This window comes from Micrococcus lylae (genome assembly GCF_900163825.1).
GTDB classification, from domain to species: domain Bacteria; phylum Actinomycetota; class Actinomycetes; order Actinomycetales; family Micrococcaceae; genus Micrococcus; species Micrococcus lylae.
Map to the genome: position 1 here is coordinate 15,269 of NZ_FUKP01000039.1, position 21,079 is coordinate 36,347.

Genomic DNA, 21,079 nt, shown 5'->3' on the forward strand with positions numbered 1-21,079 from the left:
CGACACGGTGTGACACGGCTCACCGACTCGGATAGAGTGGCGCCACCGAGTTCCCGACCGAACGGTCGGTTCCCCTCACTCGACTCGGCAGTCCAGCCGCTCCGGCGGACCGGACACTCTCGCACCGTCTTCCCACTGGAGTTTTCATGAGCACCACCTACACCGACACGCTCGGGCAGGGTTCCGCCGCGAAGAAGCGCGAAGAGCGCAAGGTCCTCGCGGGCACCCTCGTGGGCACCACGATCGAGTGGTACGACTTCTTCATCTACGCCCAGGCCGCCGGCCTCGTGCTCGCGCCGCTGTTCTTCGAGCCGATGGGTGAATCCGGCTCACAGATCGCCGCGTGGGCCTCCCTCGGCATCTCCTTCCTGGTCCGCCCGCTCGGCGCGATCGTCGCAGGCCACGTCGGCGACAAGTTCGGCCGCAAGGTCGTCCTGGTCTTCACCCTGATCGGCATGGGCGCCGCCACGGTGCTCATCGGCCTGCTGCCGACCTACGCGACCATCGGCATCTGGGCTCCGATCCTCCTGATCCTCTTCCGCCTGCTGCAGGGCTTCTCCGCCGGCGGCGAGTGGGGCGGCGCGGCCCTGATGTCCGTGGAGCACGCCCCGCGCGGCAAGCGCGGGCTCTTCGGCGCCTACCCACAGATCGGCGTGCCGCTGGGCATGATCCTGGCGACCATCATGATCTTCGGCATCTCCACCTTCATGGACGAAGAGCAGTTCATGTCCTGGGGCTGGCGCATCCCGTTCCTGTTCTCCTTCATCCTGATCATCGTCGGCCACCTCATCCGCAAGGCCGTGGAGGAGTCCCCGGTCTTCCAGGAGATGCAGCGGCTGAAGAAGGAGGAGTCGGCCCCGCTCGGCGATCTCTTCCGCGGCCACTCCACGTGGGTCGTGCTCGCCGCCCTGATCTTCGCCGCCAACAACGCGGCCGGCTACCTCGTCATCGCCTACTTCAACGGCTACGGCGTGAAGGCCCTCGGCATGGAGCGCACCGAGACCCTCGCCGCGTCCCTCATCGGCGGCTTCGGCTGGCTGGTCTTCACCCTGTTCGGCGGCTGGATCTCGGACAAGATCGGCCGCAAGCTGACCTTCCTCATCGGCTACGGCATCGTGATCGCCTGGGCCATTCCGATGTGGTCCCTGCTGAACACCGCCTCCCTGCCGCTGTTCGCCCTGGCCGTCTTCATCCTGACCATCGGACTCGGCCCGTCCTACGGCCCCCAGTCCGCGATGTATGCGGAGATGTTCCCGGCAAACGTGCGCTTCTCCGGCATCTCCATCGGCTACGCCCTGGGGTCCATCATCGGCGGCGCCTTCGCTCCGATGATCTCGGACCTCATCCTGCAGCGCACCGGCAACCCCTACCTGATCGGCGTGTACATCGCCGCCCTGGGCGTGGTCTCCTTCATCGCGGTCTGCTTCGTGCCGAACGGCATCCAGGACCGCGACCTGCACGACCACCGCGACGAGATCTCCGACGACCCGGTCGCCGAGATCCGCGAGGCCGAGAAGCAGGCCTGATCCTCCTGCCCGTCACCGCCCGGTGACGTCACGACGGCGGTCCCCTCACCTTTCGCAGGTGAGGGGACCGTCGTCGCTGTCCTCCGTTCAGCGGGACTCGGCCAGGAAGCGCTCAGCGCGACGGCGGACGTCCCCGTCCTGGCGGGCGAGCTCCTGCACCCGCTGCTCGAGGGACTCGGCGCGGTCCAGGAGCCGGTCCGCCAGGCGGGAGGACCACGGCTGTCCCTCAAGCTCCTCGAGCTCGTCCCAGGCCGCCAGCAGCGCCGAGGAGTAGAGGCGGTGGGCCGCCTCCTCCGGGCTGCCGGCAGGCCCGGTCCCGAGGACGGCGACGGCGTCCAGCGCGCTCCGGTCCTCCTCGAGAAGCAGGCGTTCCAGGGTGCTGCGGCTGCGGCGCAGCGAGTCGGCGGTGCGGCCCCGGCCGCGGCGGCCGGCGGAGACCCCCGCGAGGGTCTCCGTGATCGCCCCGAGGCCGACGAGCAGCACGGTGCCGGCCACGGTCACGACCGTGCGGGTGGTCGAGGCCTCGGCCGGGTCGACGGCGTCCTCCGCCCGTGCGTGGCTCTGCGTGCCGGCGGCGCGCACCTCGGCGCCGACCACGGTGGCGAACTGCGCCGGGTCGGTCAGGTCCCGCAGCGGCACGGACGTGCTGTCCGCGCCGTCCGCGCCGGGGTCGGTCTGCGGAGTCGTCCCCGTGGCCACCGGTCCGGTCATCGGCTCCAGCGCGCCGCCGCGGCCGTCCGGGTAGACGACCACCGGCACCACCGCGACGCCCGGGAGGACGTCGCCGGTGGCCGGGTCCACCACGTCCTCCGGCAGGTCTGCCTTGATGTCCTCCAGCAGCTGCAGGACGCTCTCCTGCGTCACGGGGACGGCCTCGTCCGTGGCCCGGCGCTCCCGGTCCCGCCGCAGGACGGTCTCGGCGTCCCGGACCGCCACGACGACGTCCAGCCCCTCCGCCAGCTCGGCCCCGGCCAGCCGGGAGAGGTGGTCCCGGTCCAGCTCCAGCTCGGAGTGGCCGTCCAGGGGGAGCCCGTGGACGGAGACGTCGCCGGGGTCCTGCCGTCCGGGCAGGAGCCCGGCGGGGTCCCGCTGGAGCTGGTCCGCGGCCGCGGTGCCGAGCCCGAAGGAGACCAGGAGCGCGAGGAGGGCCCCGCCGACGCGCGCGGGGGCGGTCAGCCGGAAGCGACCGTGCCGGTCCTCGGTGAACGCCCAGGCGAGCGGGCCGCCGCGGCCGGTGCCGGAGGCCGACGGTGAGGCGGACGTGGAGACGGACGTGGACCGGGCCTCCTCGCCGACGGTGGGGGCGGCGGGGCTGGCGAGGCTGGTGGGGTGTGCCGGGGCGGTGGGGTCGGCGGAGTCGACGCCGCGGTCCCGGGCGACCGACGCCAGGGCGTCCTCGGGGTGTTCGCCGGCCGAGACCCGAGCCGCCGCCACCGCGCGGTCCACGGCGTCGAGGGCGCCGCCGGCGGGCAGGGCATCGAGGCCCAGCCCCTCGCGAGTCGCGCGCAGGTCCGCAGGCTGCGCCGGTGCGGGCAGGCCCGGCCAGCTGTCGAGCAGTCCGCGGACCGACGCGGCACGCTCGACCGCCTGCAGGTAGGGCACCGCGGCCGATCCCACGCGGCCTTCGTCCGCGTTCGCCGCGGCCGCGGCGAGCGCGTCGGCGCAGGTCCCGATCCGCTGCTCGGCGGCCGTCCACGCCTGGGCGTCGAGGGCCTCCGGATCCTGCCGGAAGGCCTGCAGCCGCGCCAGGAGGTCGTCTACGGCGTCCTGGAGGTCAGCGGCGGCCTCGAGCGACTCGGGCGGACGCCCCTGGGCGCCCCGCACGGCGGCGACGGCCCGGCGGGCCGGCTCCACGAGGGCGGCCGCGACCTCGTCCAGGACCTCTCCGCCGCCGGCCACGGCCCCCTGGACCAGGGACGCCGCCTCCAGCGCCTCGGCCTCCGCCCGCACCCGGGCGGCGTCTCGGGCGTAGGCCCGCACCCGCTCCTCCGTGTCGGCGCCGGGCCGTGCCGTCTCCTCGGCGATCAGGCCCTCCCGTCGGGCCAGGGCGACGGCGCCGGCGCGGACCTCGTCCCACTGGGCGCGCATCCGCTGCGTCCGGTGCTCCTCCGGCACGGACAGCGCCGAGACCTCCAGCGCCTCGAGCTCGAGGACCACGTGGGACATGTCCGTCCGTGCCGTCCGGTGCATCCGGCGGAGCTCGGCACGGGCACGCAGCGCCCGGGCCGTCATCACGCCGCCGAGCACCGTCAGGACCCCGGGGACGGCCACGCGGCCCACCCAGGTCCCGAGGTCGGGCTGGGCACCGGGGTCCGCGAGCGCGGCGGCCGTCCGGGCGGTCATCGCCACGGCGCTCGGCCCGTTGCCGGCGTCCCGGTTCGTCTCGTAGGCGATGCTCAGCACCTCCGCCGGGCTCGGCTCCCTGCCGAAGGGGGCGTGCCCGCGGGGGAGGTCTCCCCCGTCTGGGAAGGCCGCCGGGTCCACGGTGACGCCCACCTCCCGGCGGCGATCCTGCACGTCCCCCACGGAGCGGCTCAGCTGCGTCGAGATCAGCACGTCCGCCTCCGGGCCGCTCCGGCCGTAGTCCGCGGGCGGCAGCAGGTGCTCGTCCGTCACCGCCACCGTCAGCGGGGACCAGGCGCGCACGTCGAGCCGCTCGGCCGCGGCCTCCACCCGCTCCTGGGTGATGCCGTGGGGCAGCCCCTCCGGGATCCGGAACTGGACCCGGTGCTCCGGCTCCGCGGTGACCGCGGCGACCCCGGCGGCGCCGAGGCCCACGGTCGCCGCCGCGGCGAGGGCCGTGGCCCCGGCCCAGCGCGCCGGCCTGACGCTCCAGTCCCCGAGCAGCCGCGCGGGCAGCGGCCGGTCCGGTCGGTCGTGCGGTCGGGGGTCTCGCTCAACGTGAGTCACGCAGGAACCTCTCTGCCCGGCGGTGCACGTCCTCGTCCTGGCGTGCCAGGTCTTCCACACGGTCGCGCAGCGCCTCGGCCCGGCGCACGGTGTCCCGCCGCCGCTGGGCGCCGAGCGGCAGCGAGCCGAGGGCCTCGGCCTCCCGCCAGGCGGTGACGAGCGCGGACTCGTAGAGCCGCTGCCCGGCCTCCTGGGCGGAGCCCGCCGGACCGGCTCCGAGGATGGCCACGGCGGACAGCTCCCGTTCGTCCCGGCCGAGCATGAGCTGCTCGAGGCCGCCCCGGGCCGCCCGCAGGGCACGGCCCGTGCGCCCGTGGCCGCGCAGACCCAGGGCCGTGCCGGCGAGGGCCTCGAGGATGCCGCCGAGGGCGAGGAACATGACCGAGCCGGAGGCGGTGAGCACGGCCCAGAGCGGCAGGAACTCCAGGTCCGCCTCATAGGTGCGGTTGGACTGGATTCCGCGGGCGACGTCCTCGATCTCATGGGCCACAGCGCTCGCCATCAGACCGGGGTCGTCCGCGTCCCACAGCGGGGCGGAGGTGCGCTCGAAGCTGTAGCCGCCGAGCCAGGACTCGGTGCCCTCGTACACGTGGCCGGTGAGCGCGGGCATCACGCCCCCGCGGCCGCCCTGCCACACCATCAGCGGGATGATCACGGCGTTCGGCTCCAGCTCCCCGGTGGCCGAGTCCGTGAGCTCCGGGAACTCTCCGATGAGCTTCTCACTGCCCTCCAGCGCGCTGTCCAGAGTGACTCGGCGGCTGTACTCGGAGGCGGTGTCCTCCGGTGCCCGGTCCAGGTAGTCCTCTGCCCGGCGCACGGCCACCGTCACGTCGAAGGACTCCGTCAGCTCCGGGTCCACGCGGCGGCGGATCTCCTCCGCGGTGAACTCCACGTCCGAGGCCGGGAGCAGCTGGGCCCCGTCCACCGTGACCTCACCGACCTCCTGGTCCCCCTCCAGGTACCAGTCCGGCTCGGCGGTGGCCTGTGCGGCCAGGGGTGCCGCCGCCGCTCCGGCCAGGACCACGGCGGCGAGGGCACCGGCCATGCGGGTGCCCCGGCGGAAGCGGAAGCGGCCGGCCTGGGGGATCCCGGCCGAGCCGGGCACCGCCCCCGGGGCAGCCGCAGACGTGGGTCGGGTCTGCGCCGAGACGGACGGCGAGACCTGGTCCCCACGGGCCGTCCCGGCCTCCGCCACCAGCGCGTGCAGCGGCTCCCCCGCGGCGGCCCGGGCCAGCAGCAGGACCTCCTGCACGCGCAGCAGCGACGCCTCCGCCGGGGTCGGCGGCAGCCCGATGCCCTCGCGCACACGGGCCGTGCCGGCGACGCCGCGGTCCGGGAGCAGGGCACGGCGCAGCTCGTTGCGCCCCTCGGCGTCCGGCCCGGCGTCCAGGGCGCGGGTGAGCTCGAGGGCGCACTGGCCGATGCGGGCCTCGGCGGAGATCCACCGGCCCACCCAGGAGGACGTGTCCTCTCCGGGGGTGCCGCGGACCTCCTCGAGCAGCGAGAGTAGACGGTCCACGGCGTCCCGCAGGTCGGCTGCGGCCGCGTCCACACGCTGGTATCCCGGCTGTCCCGGCCGATCCTGGCGTGGTGCTTGCCCGAGGCGGGCCAGCGTCTGCTCCGCCGGCGCCACCAGGGCTGAGGCGACGCGGTCCAGCACGTCCCCGGCCCCGGCGAAGCCGCCGCGGACCTCGGCCGTGCCGGCCAGGGCGGCTGCATCCTCGGCAAGGCGGTCGGCGGCGTCGGCGTACCGGTCCACGGCCGAGGCGGTCCGCGGCGTCGGACGGCGCAGCCCGGACTCGAGTTCCTCCTCGCGCTGGAGGAGGAAGAGGGCGCGGCCGGAGAAGTGGTTCCAGTCCTGGGCGGAGCCGGACGGACGGCGGTCCTCCGGGAGGGCGAGCACGGAGACTTCGAGCGCCTCCAGGTCCAGCACCACGCGGGCGACGCGTGCCCGGGCCAGGCGGAAGCGGCGGCGCAGCTCGGAGACCGCTCGGACGGCGCGGGCCCAGAGCAGGCCGGCTCCGAGGGTCAGGGCGCCCATGGCGCCGGTGAGGCCGATCCACAGCAGCGGTTCCCGCGGAAGGCCGGAGTAGGAGAGTTCGCCGGCGGTGCGGGCCATGGCCACCACGGAGGCGGCGGAGTGCCCCATGTCCCGGTTCCGCTCGAACGCCTGGTGCAGCTGGATCGAGGGGCGGTCCGTGGGGGAACCGGCGTCCTCGTCCTCGTCGGGGAAGACCTCCGGGTCCACGACCACGCCGTTGTGCCGCTCCGCCGGGAGCGTCGAGGGGTCGTAGCCCGGGACGGTCATGTCCACGGGCATCCGCTCCAGCTGCGTGGAGAGCTGCACGTCCGCCGGGTAGTCGGCATCCTCCTCGAGCGGCCGGGCGATCCATTCGTCCGTCACCCGCACGGTGATCGGCTTCCAGGAGCGGATCGGGTCCTGCTCGGTGAGAGCGTCCAGCCGCTCCTGGGTGATGCCGTACGGCAGCGGTTCCTCCAGCTGCAGGCGCACCGGCTCCCCCGGCTCGGCCGCCATCGTGCCGATGCCGGTCAGGCCCACGGCCACCGTCCCGGCCGCCAGCAGCGCGGTGACGGTGCCCCACAGGCCCCTGCGCATGAATGCCATCGCTTCCCCTCCGCCCCGGACGCTCGCCGGAGCCTGCTCTCCAGCCTAGGTGTACTCGGTCATCAGGCTGGGGACAGTCGGCGGCGTGGGCGCAGTCTGCCCAGTGCGGTGCGGCGAGCGCTGCGGGGGCTGGAGGCGAGGTGAGGCGGGCGGCCGTCCGGGCCCTGCGGCCGCGGGATTAGCCGCTGCGAGACGTCAGAGCGGCCAGACCTCCAGGGAGTCGGTGAGCCGGATGCTCACCCCGGAGACGCGCCCGCGCGGGCCGAGCAGCACGTGGACGACCGGATCCGCCTGCTCCCCCTCCGCAACGCCCCGCACCACCACGGCGCGCCGGCTCCCGGCAGCACCCGGGTCCGCCGGCAGCGGGGCGCCGTCCAGCTCGTGCACGGTCAGGTCCACCGGGGGCGCGCAGCGACCGGCCAGGTCCTGGACCTCCTGCATGGTCTGCCGCAGCACGGTCTGCGGCAGCGCGGCGCGGGCCGTGCTGGTCATCAGGGCGTGCACCGCGGTGAGGTCTCCGGAGAACCAGGCCCGGACCGCACGGTCGGCGCTCTGGAGCGCCGTTTCCAGCCAGCTCCCCCGCCCCGCCGCCCCGGCGGCCGGCGCCGCGCCTGCGTCTGCGGCGGCCTGGAAGCGACGGTGCGCCGCCTGCCGGCTCACCCCGAGGGTCTGGGCGATCTGCTCCCACGTCCACCCGGCCTCGCGGGCGCGGTGGACGGCGTGATGCAGCCGCCGCTCGGCCGCCGCCTGGGCGGCCAGCGCGGCGGTCAGTTCCTCACCGGGATCGCAGGGCATCCTCCGAGTCTGCCCCATCGGCGGACAACGGAAGGAAAGCGCCGACGCCGATGGCCGCCACGATGCCGAAGATCACGGCCGTGGCGCCCTCGAAGATGTTGAGCACGATCAGCACGGCCGCGACGACGGCCCCGGCCAGGATCTGCAGTGCTTTCGGACGGTCCCAGGCGGGCTGCCAGCGGCTGAACAGCGAGCCTGCGAGGGCGCCGCCGCGGGCCCGCATGAGGGGAGCGCACCAGGCACCCACGGTGTAGGCGAGGCCGGCGACGGCACCGGTCAGCAGGGCCGGCCCCGGGTCGGCGTCAGACGTGAGGCCGTGGGTGACGAGGATGAGGATGACGGAGACGACGGTGGCCATGAGCGTGAGTGCCATGTGACCGAGGTTATGGCCGGCCTGGGGAAGCGTCAATACATAGTTGACAGGTGCGCTGGGGCGCCGGCGGAACCGCGACGGGGGCGGCCGGGGTGCGTTCCCGAGCGATGGTGCGCGGGTGTCGAGATGCAACGAAGGTTTCAGAAACGCGCCAAGCCGATTCATACGCTGATCAGGACCTGAAGGGCTGATACCGGCTTCTCCTGCCCCTCACTTGACCGGCGCACGGGATCACGGTCGTTACCCTCGATCCATGCCTCTCCGTCTGCGCCCTTCCGTCCTCGACGACGCCGCCCGGGAAGGACTTCTCACCAGCCGGGCCGCCTATGGCGCCCGCGCGGCCGAGTACACGGAGCGGCTGGGGACCATGGACGCCGTGGCCGAAGACGACAGGCTCCTGGTCGAAGCCTGGGCCGACCGGGTGGATGGGGTTCTGGCCGACGTCGGCTGCGGGCCGGCCCACTGGACCACGCACCTGGCCTCGCTGGGCCATGAGGTGACGGGCATCGAGCCGGTCGAAGAGTTCGTGACCCACGCACACCGAACCCACCCGGAGGTACGCGTGGAGCCGGGCTCGTTCCAGACCCTGCCCGTAGCCGCCTTCAACGGGATCCTGGGCTGGTACTCGATCATCCACACGCCGCCGGTGGAGATGCCTCTCCTCCTGGAGCGCGCGCACCAGGCGCTGCGCCCTGGCGGGTCACTGCTGCTGGGCTTCTTCGCGTCAGACCAGGTGGAGGCCTTCGACCACGCCGTCACCACGGCGTGGTATTGGCCGGTCGATGAGCTCTCCCGCCTGTTGATCGCGGCAGGATTCACCGTGCTCGACTGTGGCACACGGCAGGACGCCGGCGTACGCCGCCACGGATGGATCGAGTCCAACCGGAGCTGAGGCGTCTGATGCTCTCCGCTCCAAGCCGTCCAAGGAACCGTCCTTCGCGATTCGCGTGCGCTCTTCGCCGCGTCTTGACAGTCAGCGAGCGCTCCCTGTGGGCGCCGCGAACCGTCGTTCGCGGCAGACCTGATCCTCGCCACCACCCTCGCCATGGGGAAGCCGCCACGCACCATCGCTCGTCGCATCCTCTTCCCCCTACGTGCCCGGATCGAGATACTCAGACCATGCCAGCCACCCCCACAAGTTCCAGCGATTGGGCCTCCTACAATGCCGCGCGGGCAGGCACCTCGGCCGTGCGCCCTCTCACCGACCGCGCACTCACAACACTGCGGGCCACCCACCAGAACCTCGCAGGTCTGCGCGCTGTCGAGCTGGGAAGCGGCGCCGGCATCGAAACCCGACGCCTTCTCCAGGAGGGCATGAACGTCCACACCATCGACATCGACCCAAGCGTCGAAAAGCACATGAATGAACTCACCACGCTCGGCATCCTCGAACACCGGACGGGCCTCATCGAGGAGTGGGATCCCCTCCCCCACGCCGATCTGATCCTGGCCAACGCCTCTCTGCCATTCGTCCCTCGCGCACGCTTCACCTCGGTGTGGGAGCGCGTCAAGCACGCCCTGCTACCAGACGGGATCCTGGCGGTCGATCTCTTCGGCTCCGATGACACCTGGGCCTCGGACCTGGGCACCTACCTCACCCGGAAAGAGGTGGACGAACTCCTCGACACTTTGGAGGTGATCGAACTGAACGAGCGCAACGAAGAAGGGCATGCGTTCGACGGCATCAAGCACTGGCACACCTTCACCGTTATCGCCCGCCACCCAACCTGACCCCTTCGCGCCCGGCCTCTGGCGAGGGAAACCGCGCAAACGGTCGTTCATGACGACGGCCTCCGCCATGCGCCGTGTGCGCCACCTCCGGCCCTGTCCGCCCGCCGCACGGCTCGAGCACGGCTCGGCGGGTGCCTCTGCGCCCACCCCTTTCTTCAGAATGCAGTCACCGCATGCTTGACATCATCGAACTCCCCCTGCCCGCTGACGGCCCGCGCGCTCGGTGCCGCCTCACCCCCGCTCGAGCGTTCGCTGGGCCGCCTCCCGCACCGCTCGCGTGAGCCGCACCAGGCGCGTCACGGGCAATGTGGCCGCCTGCCAGTACAGGGGCACGAGGACGTCGTCGAGCCCGGGCACGCGGACCAGCCGGCCGGCGCGCACGTCCTCGACGGCCTGGGCGTCCACGAGCATGCCCCACCCCAGGCCGGCCCGGACGGACCGGTGGAACCCGTCGAACGACGGCGCCAGGTGCGTGGGCGGGGCGACGTCCAGCCCGGCGCCGCTCAGCGCGAGGCGCTGCAGGTCGTCCTTCGCGTTGTAGCGCATCATGGGCATCGCGCCGCGGTCGACGACGTCGCCCGCCGCGTGCCGCGCGAGCAGGGCGGGCGAGGCGAGCGGGACGTAGCGCATGCTCCCCAGCGGCTCCGCCGCGCACCCCTGGACCGGCTGCGGCTCCGTGGTGACGGCGGCCAGCACCTCGCCGCGGCGCAGCAGCCGGGCGCTGTGGTCCTGGTCCTCGACGTGCAGGTCGAGGACCGTGTCATCCCAGTCGGCGGCCTCCGCCAGGACGGGCCCGAACCATGTGCCCAGCACGTCGGCGGGCACGGCCAGGGAGGTGACGCTGCGCCCGGCCGCCGTGTGGCCCAGCCCGGCCCACGCCTCCTGTTCGAGCACCCGCATGTGCCGGGCCACGCGCACCAGGCCGACGCCGGCCTCGGTCGGCTCGCAGGGTGTGCCGCGCCGGAGCAGCACCTGGCCCACCTCCCGCTCCAGGGCGCGGATGCGCTGGCTGACCGCGGAAGCGCTGACGCCGAGCTCGTACGCGGCCGCCTCGAACGAGCCCTCGTCCACGATCGCACGCAGCGCCTGCAGCTGATCCAGGTTCATGAAGCAGAGCTTAGGCGTCTGCAGTTCTCTTCGTTTGGCTCAGGCCCGGCCGAGCCCTAGCGTCCCCACCCATGTGGACCCTCGCCGGCACCGGCCTGCTCACCGGACTCGCCCTCATCGTCGCCATCGGCGCCCAGAACGCCTTCGTGCTCCGCCAGGGCGTGCGCCGGGAGCATGTGGGCGCCGTCGTGCTGGTGTGCATGGCCTCGGACGCCGTGCTGATCCTGGCCGGGACCGCCGGGGTGGGCGCGCTCGTGCAGGCCGAGCCGTGGCTGCTCGAGGTGCTGCGTTGGGGCGGCGCCCTGTACCTGCTCTGGTTCGCGGTGTCCTCCCTGCGTGCCGCGCTGCGCCCGCAGGGGCTCGTGGCCGAACAGGCGCCGCGCACCGCGGGTTCGGTCGTCGCCACCACGCTCGCGCTGACCTGGCTCAACCCGCACGTCTACCTGGACACCGTGGTGCTGCTGGGCAGCCTCGCCAACCAGCACGGTCCCGACGCGCGGTGGGTCTTCGCCGCCGGCGCCGTCGCCGCCTCCGGCCTGTGGTTCACCGCGCTCGGCTACGGCGCGCGCCTGCTGGCCCGGGTGCTCGCCGACCCGAAGGCGTGGCGCGTGGTGGACGTGATGATCGCGGTGGTCATGGCGGCGCTCGCGGTCCGGCTCATCGCCGGCTCCGGCGTGTGGGGGTGAGTCGACGACGGCGGCTCTGGCGTCGGGTTGAATCAAGGTCGCTCAACGTCGACCCGCCAGAGCTGGGCTCGTGCGGCCTCCGCGAACAGGGGTGCACCGCACCGCACCAGCCGCTCCAGGACGTCACTGACGGTCAACGGAGGATTCCGTGTCGCGCCCGCTTGGGCTGCGAGAGCCGTCATCACTCGAGCCGGGTCCAGGTCGAGCTGGTTCATGAAAAACTCGTCCGGACTCTGCACCTCGATGTCGAAGGACTCAACGACCTCACGCGGGAAATCCTTCAGATTCGCCGTGACGATCAGGTCAGCACGCCCCTGGATCGCGGCGGCGACCACATGCCGATCATCGGGGTCCGGAAGATCAATCCCGGGCACGAGCTGCTCCCACCCCTCGACCCGCGCGTCGTCGAAGGCGGCGTCCATGACCCCGGCACGGTGACGCGCCGCCCCCGACGCACGCATGTCTGGATGCATCGCTTCCAGTGCGCGCACCGTCTCGTCGAGGATCCGCCCACTCCATACCGGCCGATAGAGGCCCGCCTCGGCCAGATGCAGCAAGGTGTCCGCTTGGGCGATGGGCACGAGGACGCACGCGTCGAGCACCGCGCTGAAGCGAGCCACTACCCGCGCTCACCCCGGAGGTCGGCGCGAGCCTGACGCAACGCCTCGCGGTAGGACTCCGCATCCTGGTCATAGAGCCCCGCAGACGAGGCCTCCCCTACGAGGTCGCTCAGCGAGGCACGCCGCTCCCCGCGCTTCCGCTGCTGATAGGACACGACGTCTTGGAGCCGGATGCGTCGGTGCCGACCACCGGTCGTCCTCTCGTACGGCAACGCCCCCTCCTCGAGCAGCCTCACCAGCGTGGGACGACTGATGCCGAGGAAGTTCGCCGCCTCCTGTGTCGTGAGCAGCTGGTCGACGGGTGCCACCGTGATGGCCTTGCCCACCCGCATCGCCTCGACGACGTCCCGCAGGACGTTGAAAGCCTCTGGCGGCAGGGGAACCTTCTGGCCGTCAGGGCCGACCAGGGCGGCCGGCTGCGTCAGGCCGTCGAGGAACCTGCCGACGTCGAGCATCTCCTCGAGGTCCGTCGGCGGCAGCACCGTGTGCTTGTCATTCACCGTCGCAGTCATGGAACAAGACTACCCGCGAAAACGAAAAATCCGCAGCTCCCTCTCGCGTCCGCTTCCCCGCCCCGGGACGTTGCGTCAGCCGCGCGCGTAGGCGAGCGACTCCTCGATGACGGGCCCTGCAGGTGTGGGTGAATCACGACAACCACCATCGGCCGCATACCCCCTGCGGACAGGCCTCGCCGGGAAGACGGACCGAGGCGAGCGTCCGTCGTCGGGAAGGAGCGGGACGGGCCCGGCCCCCGCCGATCACACGAGAGAGCCCGGAGGGCGTCCGCAGCGGACGCGCCCCGGGCCCTCGCCTCAGCGGGGTGCTCCCCCGCAGAGCCTGCCTCAGGCGGAGATCACCTTCGGGACGGCCATGTGCTTCAGCCCCTCCACGCCGAACTCCAGGCCGAAGCCGGACTGCTTCACGCCGCCGAAGGGCACGCGCGGGTCGATGGCGCCGTGCTTGTTGATCCAGGTGGTGCCGGCCTGCAGACGGGCGGCGACCTCCTTGGCGCGCTCGATGTCCGAGGACCACACCGAGGAGCCCAGGCCCACGTCCAAGCCGTTGGCCCACTCGATCGCCTGATCCAGGTCCGAGTAGCGGATGATCGGCAGCGCCGGGCCGAACTGTTCCTCGGCCACCAGCGGGTTGTCGTTGCTGATGTCCGCCACGAGGGTGGTCGGGTAGAAGTGGCCGGGCGCGGACTCGTCCGGATCGCCGCCGATGAGCACACGGGCCCCGGAGTCCTTCGCCGCCTGCACCAGCTTCGCCACGATCTCGTACTGAGCCCGGTTCTGCAGCGGGCCGAGCACGTTCTGCTCCTGAAGCCCGTTGCCCATCGGCATGGCCTTCGCCACGGCGGTGAGCTCCTCGCAGACGGCGTCGTACAGGGAGTCCGGCACGTAGAGGCGCTTCAGGGCGGCGCAGGTCTGGCCCGTGTTGATGAACGCACCCCAGAACAGGCCCTCGGCGATCGCCTTCGGGTCCGCGTCGTCCAGGACGATCCCGGCGTCGTTGCCGCCGAGCTCCAGGGTGATGCGCTTCAGGTCCTCCGCGGCCGAGCGCATGATCGCCTTGCCGGTCTCGATCGAGCCGGTGAAGGTGATCTTGTCGATGCCCTCGTGCGCGGTGAAGGCCTTGCCGAGCTCACCGTCGCCGGCAAGGACCTGCAGCACCCCGTCCGGCAGCACCTGGTTCATCACGTGCGCCAGCGCCAGCACGGACAGCGGGGTGTACTCCGACGGCTTCAGCACCACGGTGTTGCCCATGCGCAGGGCCGGGGCGATCTGCCAGATCGAGATCATCATCGGCCAGTTCCACGGGCCGATGCCGCCGACCACGCCGATCGGCTCCCAGCGCAGCTCGGCGGTGCCGGACTCGTCATCCACGAGCGTTTCCGGCTCGATCGGGAACGCGGCGGTGGCACGGGTCCAGGCCACGCAGCCGCCGACCTCGAACGCGGCGTTCGGACCGTTTTTCACCGGCTTGCCCTGCTCACGGGAGAGCAGCTCGGCCAGGCCGGCGGCGGAGGCCTCGATGGCATCCGCGGCCTTGTTCAGGTGCGCCGAACGCTCGGCGTGGGAGAGGGCGGCCCAGTCCTTCTGCGCGGCGCGGGCCGTGGCGACGGCCTCGTCCAGGTCGGCAGGGGTGGACTGCGGCGCGTAGCCGACGACCTCGCCGGTGGCGGGGTCCTTCAGTTCGGCACCCTGGCCTTCGGGGGCGGAGACGGCGGCGAGCAGGTCGGCGCAGCTGAGGGCGGGGTTCTCGGTCATGGTGTGTCCCTTTCGGTGTGGGTCCGGCACGGGGGCCGGGAGGAGGTCTGAGTCCAGTCTTGCAGGTTCGGTGTGGTGTGGGTCACGGGTGGGGTGTAGGGGTGGGAGCCCGGGTGCGTGCCGCGGGGTGCGCGCCGCGGGGTGCGCGCCCCGCATAATCGACGAAGAGTCACCAGATCGCGGAGAATCTCCTCGATCCTGTGACGAACCGTCGATTCCGCCGCTTCCCGACGACCGCCGCTCCCCGACGACGGCCGCTCACCATCCGGGCGCGGCGCCCGCCGCTCGCCTTGCGGGCGCGGCGCCCCGCGGGCGCCTCAGGCCAGTTCACCTCCGGTGGCGATACGGGCGTAGGTCTGTGGTCGGTTGGCCTTGAGCCAGAGTGCCCAGGCGGTGCCGAGGGCACCGGGGGCCACCACGATCAGTGGCAGCAGCCAGCTCAGGACGCTCGGCCCCTCGGCACCGATGAGCACCGGGAAGTTCACCACCACGAGGGCGAACAGGACGATCAGTCCGAGACCGGCCAGGGCCGGGGCCACGATTCGGGTCCAGGCGCCGTACTCGTGGGCGTAGCCGCGGAGGAACCCGATCACGGCCAAGGAGGTCATGGCCATCAGCAGGATCAGGCCGAAGGCGCCCATGTTGGTCAGCCAGGTGAAGAGGGTGACCACCGGGTACAACGGGTCGTCCGACCCGGCACCGGCGAACCCGAACAGTCCGATCACCACGAGAGACAGCACGGACTGGGCCAGCGAGCCGGCCACGGGCGCGCCGGTGCGGCGGGAGGTGTGGGCCAGGAACTGCGGGAGGATGCGCTCGCGCCCGAGGGAGAAGAAGTAGCGGGCCACGATGTTGTGGAACGCCAGCAGCGCGGCGATGAGGCTGGTGAGGAACAGGATGTTCGCCAGGTCCACCCACCATGCCGGCGCGTTCTCCGCGAAGAACGCGAACATCAGGTCCGGGCCGAACTCCTGGGCGCGGGGCACCACGCCGCTCGGCCCCTCGGAGACCACCACGGCCCAGGCAGAAAACGCGTAGAACAGGGCGATCACGGTGATGGCGATGACCGTGGCCCGGCCGGCGGTGGTCTTGGGGTCCTTGGCCTCCTCGTTGTAGATCGCGCCGGACTCGAAGCCCATGAACGCGGCGATCGAGAACACGAGGGCGGCGCCGACCCCGGCGGTGAAGAGCTGCTCGGGCAGCAGGCCGTCCGCGGTGATGCCCTCGGGGGCGGCACGCAGGCCCATGACGTCGAAGACGATCACCACGGCGAACTCGAGCATCACGATCACACCGATGACCTTGGCGTTGACGTCGATCCGGTTCACGCCGAGCAGGCCCACCAGGACCCAGGCGGCGAGAGCGCACGCCCACCAGGGCACGGACAGCCCGAACATGCCGTCCAGCAGGGAGGACAGCACGAAGCCGAACATGCCGGCGATGCCGATCTGCATGCAGTTGTAGGCCACCAGCGCCACCAGCGAGGCACCGACGCCGGTCGGCTTGCCCAGGCCCTTGGCGATGTACGCAAAGAACGCGCCGGCGTTGTGCACGTGCCGGGACATGGCCGCGTAGCCGATCGCGAAGAGCAGCAGCACGGCGCCGAGCACCACGAAGGACAGCGGAATGCCGAGCAGCCCGGTGACGGCGAAGTTCGAGGGGACGCCGCCAGCCACCACGGTGAGCGGGGCCGAGGCGGCGATGATCATGAAGACCAGGGAGGGGACACCGAGGCGGCGGGCGCCGAGGCGCTCATCCGCAGGGACGTCGGCGGCGACACGGCCGACGGCACCGGCGTCGGTGGGACGTGCCTCGCACGTGGTTCTTGCCGCGGTGCTCATAGGCACCTCCTGTGAGACGGATGGAGTGATGTGACTCACTCCAGGATGCGCGTGCACGCCCTGCTCGGATTGACCGTCCGGGAAGAGCGGTTGCCTCTGCGCGCAGAGCCGTCCGGCTCAGGCCGCGGCGCGGCGGGACTGCCCCGGCGTCACGCCGAAGCGGGCCCGGAAGGCCCGCGAGAAGTGCGCCGGATCGGTGAACCCCCAGCGCGCGCCCACCACGGCCACCGGCCGGGTGGCGCAGGCCGGGTCCGTCAGCTCCTCGCGGCAGCGCTCGAGGCGGCGCGAGCGGATCAGCGCGGCCACAGTGGTGTCCGTGTCCTCGAACAGCAGGTGCAGGCTGCGCACAGACATGAAGTGGGCGGCGGCGATCGTGGCCGGTGCCAGGTCCGGGTCCGCCAGGTGCGCCTCGATGTAGGCGACCACCTGGTCCCGCTGGCGGTCCCGCTCCCCCCGCCCGCCGCGCGAAGCGGGCAGGCAGGCGGAGGAGGCGCCGTCGTCGTGGATCCGCTTCCCGACGGCGGACGCCGCACCCTCCGGTGTGCTGCAGCCCAGAATGTCCGTCACCAGAGTGCCGACCAGGTCCACCACGTTGCGTGCCAGGCGCGCGCCGACCGTGGGGTCGAGCTCCGGAACGACGCCGGCGGCCTGGCGGAGGAAGTCGCCGACCGCGTCCCCGAGATGATGGTCCGCGTCGAGGGCGGTGGCCGTGAGCTGCCCCGCCTGGGCCGGGTCCATGCCGAGGGCGGCGTGCGGGAACATCATCACGTGGGAGGAGAAGTCGCGGTCGAAGGTCAGCTCGTAGGGCTGGGAGGTGTCGTAGAGGGCCAGCCGGCCCGGTTCGAGAACCACCTCGCGGCCATCCTGGACGAGCAGGCCGCGGCCGGACAGCTGCAGGGAGAGCTTGAACAGGCCCCCACCGCCGGCACCCGTGAGGCGTTCGGTACGGCGCACGGTGTGCGGCGAGGCGTGCAGCGTGGACAGGCCGATACCGCCGACGCTGGAGAGCTCGATGCGGCCCCGGAAGGCGTCCCCGGCATGGCCGGGGGAGGACTCGGCCTCCAGCGGGACGAAGGAGTCCGAGATGATGCCTCGCCAGGTCTCGTAGTCCATGGCAGTGGCGCAGGTCCGCATGCAGTGCCTCTTCCCCAGGGCGGTCGCAGGCTCCGGTGACGGTCCGCGCGGAGGGCGCGGAGCCTTCCGGAGTGTGACCGGGTTCACGATTTCTCCGAGTGTAGAGCTTCTCCGGCGCCGCGGACAGGGGTGCATCGGAGAACCGGGCCGGACCGCCAGGCAGGGCAGAGCCGCCGTCGTCAGGCAGAGAGCAGGGCGAGAAAAGCCTCGAGCTGGGCATCGAGCGAGTCCGGTCCATGGCGCTCGGGGTCCATCACTGCTGTGACCTGGGTGCCGAACAGCCAGGCCAGCAGGGCCTCGACCACCGGGCTGGTCGGAATGTCAGGGCGCAGCATCCCATCCACGGCGGCCTCTGCCAGCATGCCGTGCAGACGGTCTCGCCAGGCAGCCATCGTGGCAGCCGCCGCGAGGGCCTCCGCCTCCTGCCGCGCCGCCTGGTCCCAGAAGGACAGGACGAGACGGGCCTCACGGACGAGCTCGTCGTCCCGCGGGACCACCTCGCGGCACAGCCGCCGCATCGCCTCCACCCCCCGGGCGTCGGCGAGCGCGGCGTCGATCCGAGCCTCCGTGCGCTCGAAGACGTGGGCGTAGGTCGCCTCGATCAGCGCGCTCTTCGTGGGGAAGTACGGCTTCAGGGCGCCGTTGGCGTAGCCGGCCTCCTCTGCGATCTGCCGCAGGGTCGCGCCGGACAGACCCCGATCCGCCACGACCTTCCAGGTGGTCTCCACCAGCTCGCGGCGGCGGGCGTCATGGTCGACGAGACGGGGCACGGCAGGCTCCCTTCGGTCAGGCGGGTCGGACGAGGTGACGAGGTGACGCTACCGCCGTCGCGATTGATCGTGCGCGCACCGACACCTGCGTGACGCGCAGGACTGCGCGCAAGTCCTATGACGCGGATCACAGACGAGCCTAGCCTCTCCGTACGGAGAAGAATCCGACCACCGACGGCCCCCTGGGCCGGGAGACGAGGAGCACATGAGCACCGAGACCGCCACCACCGCGGGCGACTTCAGGCAGCAGACCCCCGAGGAGATCGAGGCCGTGATGGCCGTGCTCCGCCGGGAGGGCCTGTTCACGGACACCCACCGCATCGCCTACCTGGGCCTGCTGGACCCACCGCGCGGTGCACAGCGCGCCGAGGTCTCACACGACCGCCGTTTCCGCGTGTTCATCCTGGACTCCACCGGCGGCACCCCGCGGGACGCGGTGGTCTCCGCCGCCCGCGGCGAGCTGCTCTCGAACCGCGAGCTCGACTCGTCCGTGGACGGAGAGTTCCCGGTGATGGAGGAGGAGTTCGCGGTCGTGGAGGAGGTCCTGGCCCAGGACCCCCGCTGGCAGGAGGCCATGCGGACCCGCGGCATCCCCGTGGAGGAGGTGCGCGTGGCGCCCCTGTCCGCGGGGGTCTTCGAATACGAGGAGGAGAAGGGCCACCGCATCCTGCGCGGCCTGGCCTTCCACCAGCAGCACGAGGCGGATTCGCCGTGGGCCCACCCGATCGACGGGATCGTCGGCTACGTGGACGTCACGGCCAAGGAGGTCACCCAGGTGATCGACCTGGGCGCGATGCCCGTGCCGCAGGAGCACGGCAACTACACGGACCCCGAGCTCACCGGCGACCTGCGCACCACGCAGAAGCCGATCGAGATCACCCAGCCCGAGGGGCCGTCCTTCACCGTGGACGGCGGCAACCACGTGGAGTGGGAGCGCTGGAGCCTCGACATCGGCTTCGACATGCGCGAAGGCCTCGTGCTGCAGAACATCGCGTTCGACGACCCGCACACCGGCCGCCGCCGCACGATCCTGGACCGCGCGTCCATCGCCGAGATGGTGGTGCCCTACGGTGACCCCTCCCCCATCCGGTCCTGGCAGAACTACTTCGACACGGGCGAGTACCTGGTGGGCCAGTGGGCGAACTCGCTCGAGCTGGGCTGCGACTGCCTCGGCGACATCACCTATCTCTCCCCCTGGGTGGTGAACAACGCCGGTGAGCCGCGCCAGATCAAGAACGGCATCTGCATGCACGAGGAGGACTGGTCCATCCTCTCCAAGCACACCGAGATGTGGACCGGCATCTCCTACACGCGCCGCAACCGCCGGCTGGTGATCTCCTTCTTCACCACCATCGGCAACTACGACTACGGCTTCTACTGGTACCTCTACCTGGACGGCAACATCGAATTCGAGGCCAAGGCCACCGGCGTGGTCTTCACCTCGGCGGTCCCGGACGGGCCCACGGACTACGCCTCCGAGATGGCCCCGGGCCTCGGCGCCCCCTTCCACCAGCACCTGTTCGGCGCCCGCCTGGACTTCGCCCTCGACGGCGGCGCCTGCCGCGTGGTGGAGGAGGACGGCGTCCGCCTGCCGATCTCCGAGGAGAACCCGCGCGGCAACGCCTTCACCCGCAAGCACACTGTGCTGGCGACCGAGCAACAGGCCATCCGCGAGACCGACCAGTCCGTGGGCCGCACCTGGATCGTGGAGTCCACCGAGTCCACCAACCGGCTCGGACGCCCGGTGGGCTACAAGCTGCACCCGGAGGGCCTGCCCACCCTGCTGGCCGCCGAGGGCTCCTCCATCCACAAGCGCGCGACCTTCGCATCCAAGGCGCTGTGGGTCTCCCAGTACCACGAGGACGAGCGCTACCCCACCGGCGACTTCCCGAACCAGCACGCCGGCGGTGCCGGCCTGCCGGAGTGGACCGCCGCGGACCGCAGCGTGGACGGGGAAGACCTGGTGGTCTGGCACTCCTTCGGCCTCACGCACTTCCCGCGCGTGGAGGACTGGCCGATCATGCCCGTGGACGTCACCGGGTTCAAGCTCCGCCCCGAGGGCTTCTTCGACCGCTCCCCCGTGCTGGATGTGCCCGCCCCCAGGAAGGGCCACTGCTCCACCGACGCCGGCGGTGGCGTCGACACGGCGAAGGACGGCGACGAGGGATGCTGCAGCGCCTGAGCCTGTGGGACAGGGCCGCCGGGGCACTGGCCCTGGCGGCCCTGCCGTTGCACGTCTGGATGCTCGTGGCGCACGCGCACGGACTGCTGCTGGGCGCCGCGATCGGCGCGATGGTGCTCGCCTGCACCGTCTGCGGCGTGCATGTGCTGCGCGGGACCTCCGGATGCCGGGCCCTCCAGCAGCTGCAGGCCATGGCCGTGCTGATGGTCCTGGCACACGCGGTCATGACCGCCGGCCTGCCCGGGGTGGGCCTTGGGGGAGGCGGGCATGACCACGCAGGGCGAGGGGACGTCGTCGGGAATGCACTGGCTGCGGACGGGGCGATGCTGATGATCATGGGGGTGGAGCTGGCCGTGGCGATGTGTGCGGGGCTGGCGCTGTCGCGGAGGCGGCGGCTCGGGCTCGGCTGAGGCGGGCCTGCGGAGCCCGACCGCATAATCGACGAAAAGTCACCAGATCGCGGAGAATCTCCTCGATCCCGTGACGAACCGTCGATCCCGCCGCTTCC

17 protein-coding genes are annotated in these 21,079 nt (G+C 72.1%); 6 read left to right on the forward strand and 11 right to left on the reverse strand.

Annotated elements, in window-relative coordinates; all coding sequences use genetic code 11:
* The first annotated feature begins 146 nt into the window (after window positions 1-146).
* Window positions 147-1,526: an MFS transporter gene (locus FM125_RS05745; RefSeq protein ID WP_067190968.1), complete on the forward strand. Its 1,380-nt coding sequence runs from the start codon at window positions 147-149 to the stop codon at window positions 1,524-1,526.
* 87 nt (window positions 1,527-1,613) lie between these two features.
* Here FM125_RS05745 and FM125_RS11975 read toward each other — a convergent pair whose 3' ends face one another.
* From FM125_RS11975 to FM125_RS05765, 4 genes are all read right to left on the reverse strand, one after another.
* Complete coding sequence (locus tag FM125_RS11975) at window positions 1,614-4,436, reverse strand: hypothetical protein (RefSeq protein WP_180525397.1); 2,823 nt, start codon at window positions 4,434-4,436, stop codon at window positions 1,614-1,616.
* Window positions 4,423-7,062, reverse strand: a complete 2,640-nt coding sequence (locus FM125_RS05755) for a serine/threonine-protein kinase (RefSeq protein WP_087133937.1) — start codon at window positions 7,060-7,062, stop codon at window positions 4,423-4,425. Before FM125_RS05755 ends, FM125_RS11975 begins: the two co-directional genes overlap by 14 nt.
* A 195-nt stretch (window positions 7,063-7,257) precedes the next feature.
* Complete coding sequence (locus FM125_RS05760; RefSeq protein WP_087133938.1) at window positions 7,258-7,857, reverse strand: helix-turn-helix domain-containing protein; 600 nt, start codon at window positions 7,855-7,857, stop codon at window positions 7,258-7,260.
* On the reverse strand, window positions 7,838-8,230 hold the full coding sequence (locus tag FM125_RS05765) for a hypothetical protein (RefSeq protein ID WP_087133939.1): 393 nt from the start codon (window positions 8,228-8,230) through the stop codon (window positions 7,838-7,840). Before FM125_RS05765 ends, FM125_RS05760 begins: the two co-directional genes overlap by 20 nt.
* A 253-nt stretch (window positions 8,231-8,483) precedes the next feature.
* Between FM125_RS05765 and FM125_RS05770 the strand changes: the two genes are divergently transcribed.
* Together FM125_RS05770 and FM125_RS05775 are read left to right on the forward strand one after the other, a co-directional pair.
* A complete protein-coding gene (locus FM125_RS05770) occupies window positions 8,484-9,122 on the forward strand; it encodes a class I SAM-dependent methyltransferase (protein WP_087133940.1) in 639 nt (212 codons plus the stop codon).
* A gap of 227 nt (window positions 9,123-9,349) precedes the next feature.
* A complete protein-coding gene (locus tag FM125_RS05775) occupies window positions 9,350-9,961 on the forward strand; it encodes a class I SAM-dependent methyltransferase (protein ID WP_087133941.1) in 612 nt (203 codons plus the stop codon).
* 231 nt (window positions 9,962-10,192) lie between these two features.
* On the opposite strand, the gene FM125_RS05780 is transcribed toward FM125_RS05775, so the two are convergent.
* A complete protein-coding gene (locus FM125_RS05780; RefSeq protein WP_087133942.1) occupies window positions 10,193-11,068 on the reverse strand; it encodes an ArgP/LysG family DNA-binding transcriptional regulator in 876 nt (291 codons plus the stop codon).
* A 71-nt stretch (window positions 11,069-11,139) separates the two neighbouring features.
* Here FM125_RS05780 and lysE point away from each other — a divergent pair, with 71 nt between their 5' ends.
* A complete protein-coding gene (gene lysE, locus FM125_RS05785; RefSeq protein ID WP_087133943.1) occupies window positions 11,140-11,754 on the forward strand; it encodes an L-lysine exporter in 615 nt (204 codons plus the stop codon).
* A 32-nt stretch (window positions 11,755-11,786) separates the two neighbouring features.
* On the opposite strand, the gene FM125_RS05790 is transcribed toward lysE, so the two are convergent.
* The 6 genes from FM125_RS05790 to FM125_RS05815 all read right to left on the reverse strand — a co-directional run bounded on the left by FM125_RS05790 (window position 11,787) and on the right by FM125_RS05815 (window position 18,389).
* Window positions 11,787-12,374, reverse strand: coding sequence for a PIN domain-containing protein (locus FM125_RS05790; RefSeq protein WP_087133944.1), 588 nt, complete (start codon window positions 12,372-12,374; stop codon window positions 11,787-11,789).
* Complete coding sequence (locus FM125_RS05795; RefSeq protein ID WP_087133945.1) at window positions 12,374-12,886, reverse strand: helix-turn-helix domain-containing protein; 513 nt, start codon at window positions 12,884-12,886, stop codon at window positions 12,374-12,376. The genes FM125_RS05790 and FM125_RS05795 overlap by 1 nt, the downstream gene beginning before the upstream one ends.
* A 330-nt stretch (window positions 12,887-13,216) precedes the next feature.
* Entirely contained in the window at window positions 13,217-14,644 is a 1,428-nt protein-coding gene (locus FM125_RS05800) for an aldehyde dehydrogenase family protein (RefSeq protein WP_067190947.1), read from the reverse strand.
* A gap of 317 nt (window positions 14,645-14,961) precedes the next feature.
* Window positions 14,962-16,485, reverse strand: coding sequence for an APC family permease (locus FM125_RS05805; protein ID WP_087133946.1), 1,524 nt, complete (start codon window positions 16,483-16,485; stop codon window positions 14,962-14,964).
* Window positions 16,486-16,602: 117 nt separating this feature from the next.
* Entirely contained in the window at window positions 16,603-17,619 is a 1,017-nt protein-coding gene (locus FM125_RS05810; RefSeq protein ID WP_087133947.1) for an AraC-like ligand-binding domain-containing protein, read from the reverse strand.
* A gap of 179 nt (window positions 17,620-17,798) precedes the next feature.
* Window positions 17,799-18,389, reverse strand: coding sequence for a TetR/AcrR family transcriptional regulator (locus FM125_RS05815; protein WP_087133948.1), 591 nt, complete (start codon window positions 18,387-18,389; stop codon window positions 17,799-17,801).
* A 205-nt stretch (window positions 18,390-18,594) separates the two neighbouring features.
* On the opposite strand from FM125_RS05815, the gene FM125_RS05820 reads away from it, so the two are divergent.
* Both FM125_RS05820 and FM125_RS05825 read left to right on the forward strand, forming a co-directional pair.
* The gene (locus FM125_RS05820) at window positions 18,595-20,571 is read left to right on the forward strand and encodes a primary-amine oxidase (protein ID WP_087133949.1); all 1,977 of its coding nucleotides are present in this window, start codon (window positions 18,595-18,597) and stop codon (window positions 20,569-20,571) included.
* Window positions 20,556-20,981, forward strand: a complete 426-nt coding sequence (locus FM125_RS05825) for a hypothetical protein (RefSeq protein ID WP_087133950.1) — start codon at window positions 20,556-20,558, stop codon at window positions 20,979-20,981. Before FM125_RS05820 ends, FM125_RS05825 begins: the two co-directional genes overlap by 16 nt.
* The last annotated feature ends 98 nt before the right edge of the window (window positions 20,982-21,079 follow it).

What these genes read in the sequence shown, in the direction of transcription:
- FM125_RS05805 (WP_087133946.1), bottom strand. Translation starts at nt 16,485, where the DNA reads ATGAGCACCGCGGCAAGAACCACGTGCGAGGCACGTCCCACCGACGCC.
- FM125_RS05795 (WP_087133945.1), bottom strand. Translation starts at nt 12,886, where the DNA reads ATGACTGCGACGGTGAATGACAAGCACACGGTGCTGCCGCCGACGGAC.
- FM125_RS05770 (WP_087133940.1), top strand. Translation starts at nt 8,484, where the DNA reads ATGCCTCTCCGTCTGCGCCCTTCCGTCCTCGACGACGCCGCCCGGGAA.
- FM125_RS05800 (WP_067190947.1), bottom strand. Translation starts at nt 14,644, where the DNA reads ATGACCGAGAACCCCGCCCTCAGCTGCGCCGACCTGCTCGCCGCCGTC.
- FM125_RS05775 (WP_087133941.1), top strand. Translation starts at nt 9,350, where the DNA reads ATGCCAGCCACCCCCACAAGTTCCAGCGATTGGGCCTCCTACAATGCC.
- lysE (WP_087133943.1), top strand. Translation starts at nt 11,140, where the DNA reads ATGTGGACCCTCGCCGGCACCGGCCTGCTCACCGGACTCGCCCTCATC.
- FM125_RS05765 (WP_087133939.1), bottom strand. Translation starts at nt 8,230, where the DNA reads ATGGCACTCACGCTCATGGCCACCGTCGTCTCCGTCATCCTCATCCTC.
- FM125_RS05820 (WP_087133949.1), top strand. Translation starts at nt 18,595, where the DNA reads ATGAGCACCGAGACCGCCACCACCGCGGGCGACTTCAGGCAGCAGACC.
- FM125_RS05810 (WP_087133947.1), bottom strand. Translation starts at nt 17,619, where the DNA reads ATGCGGACCTGCGCCACTGCCATGGACTACGAGACCTGGCGAGGCATC.
- FM125_RS05755 (WP_087133937.1), bottom strand. Translation starts at nt 7,062, where the DNA reads ATGGCATTCATGCGCAGGGGCCTGTGGGGCACCGTCACCGCGCTGCTG.
- FM125_RS05760 (WP_087133938.1), bottom strand. Translation starts at nt 7,857, where the DNA reads ATGCCCTGCGATCCCGGTGAGGAACTGACCGCCGCGCTGGCCGCCCAG.
- FM125_RS05780 (WP_087133942.1), bottom strand. Translation starts at nt 11,068, where the DNA reads ATGAACCTGGATCAGCTGCAGGCGCTGCGTGCGATCGTGGACGAGGGC.
- FM125_RS05745 (WP_067190968.1), top strand. Translation starts at nt 147, where the DNA reads ATGAGCACCACCTACACCGACACGCTCGGGCAGGGTTCCGCCGCGAAG.
- FM125_RS05825 (WP_087133950.1), top strand. Translation starts at nt 20,556, where the DNA reads ATGCTGCAGCGCCTGAGCCTGTGGGACAGGGCCGCCGGGGCACTGGCC.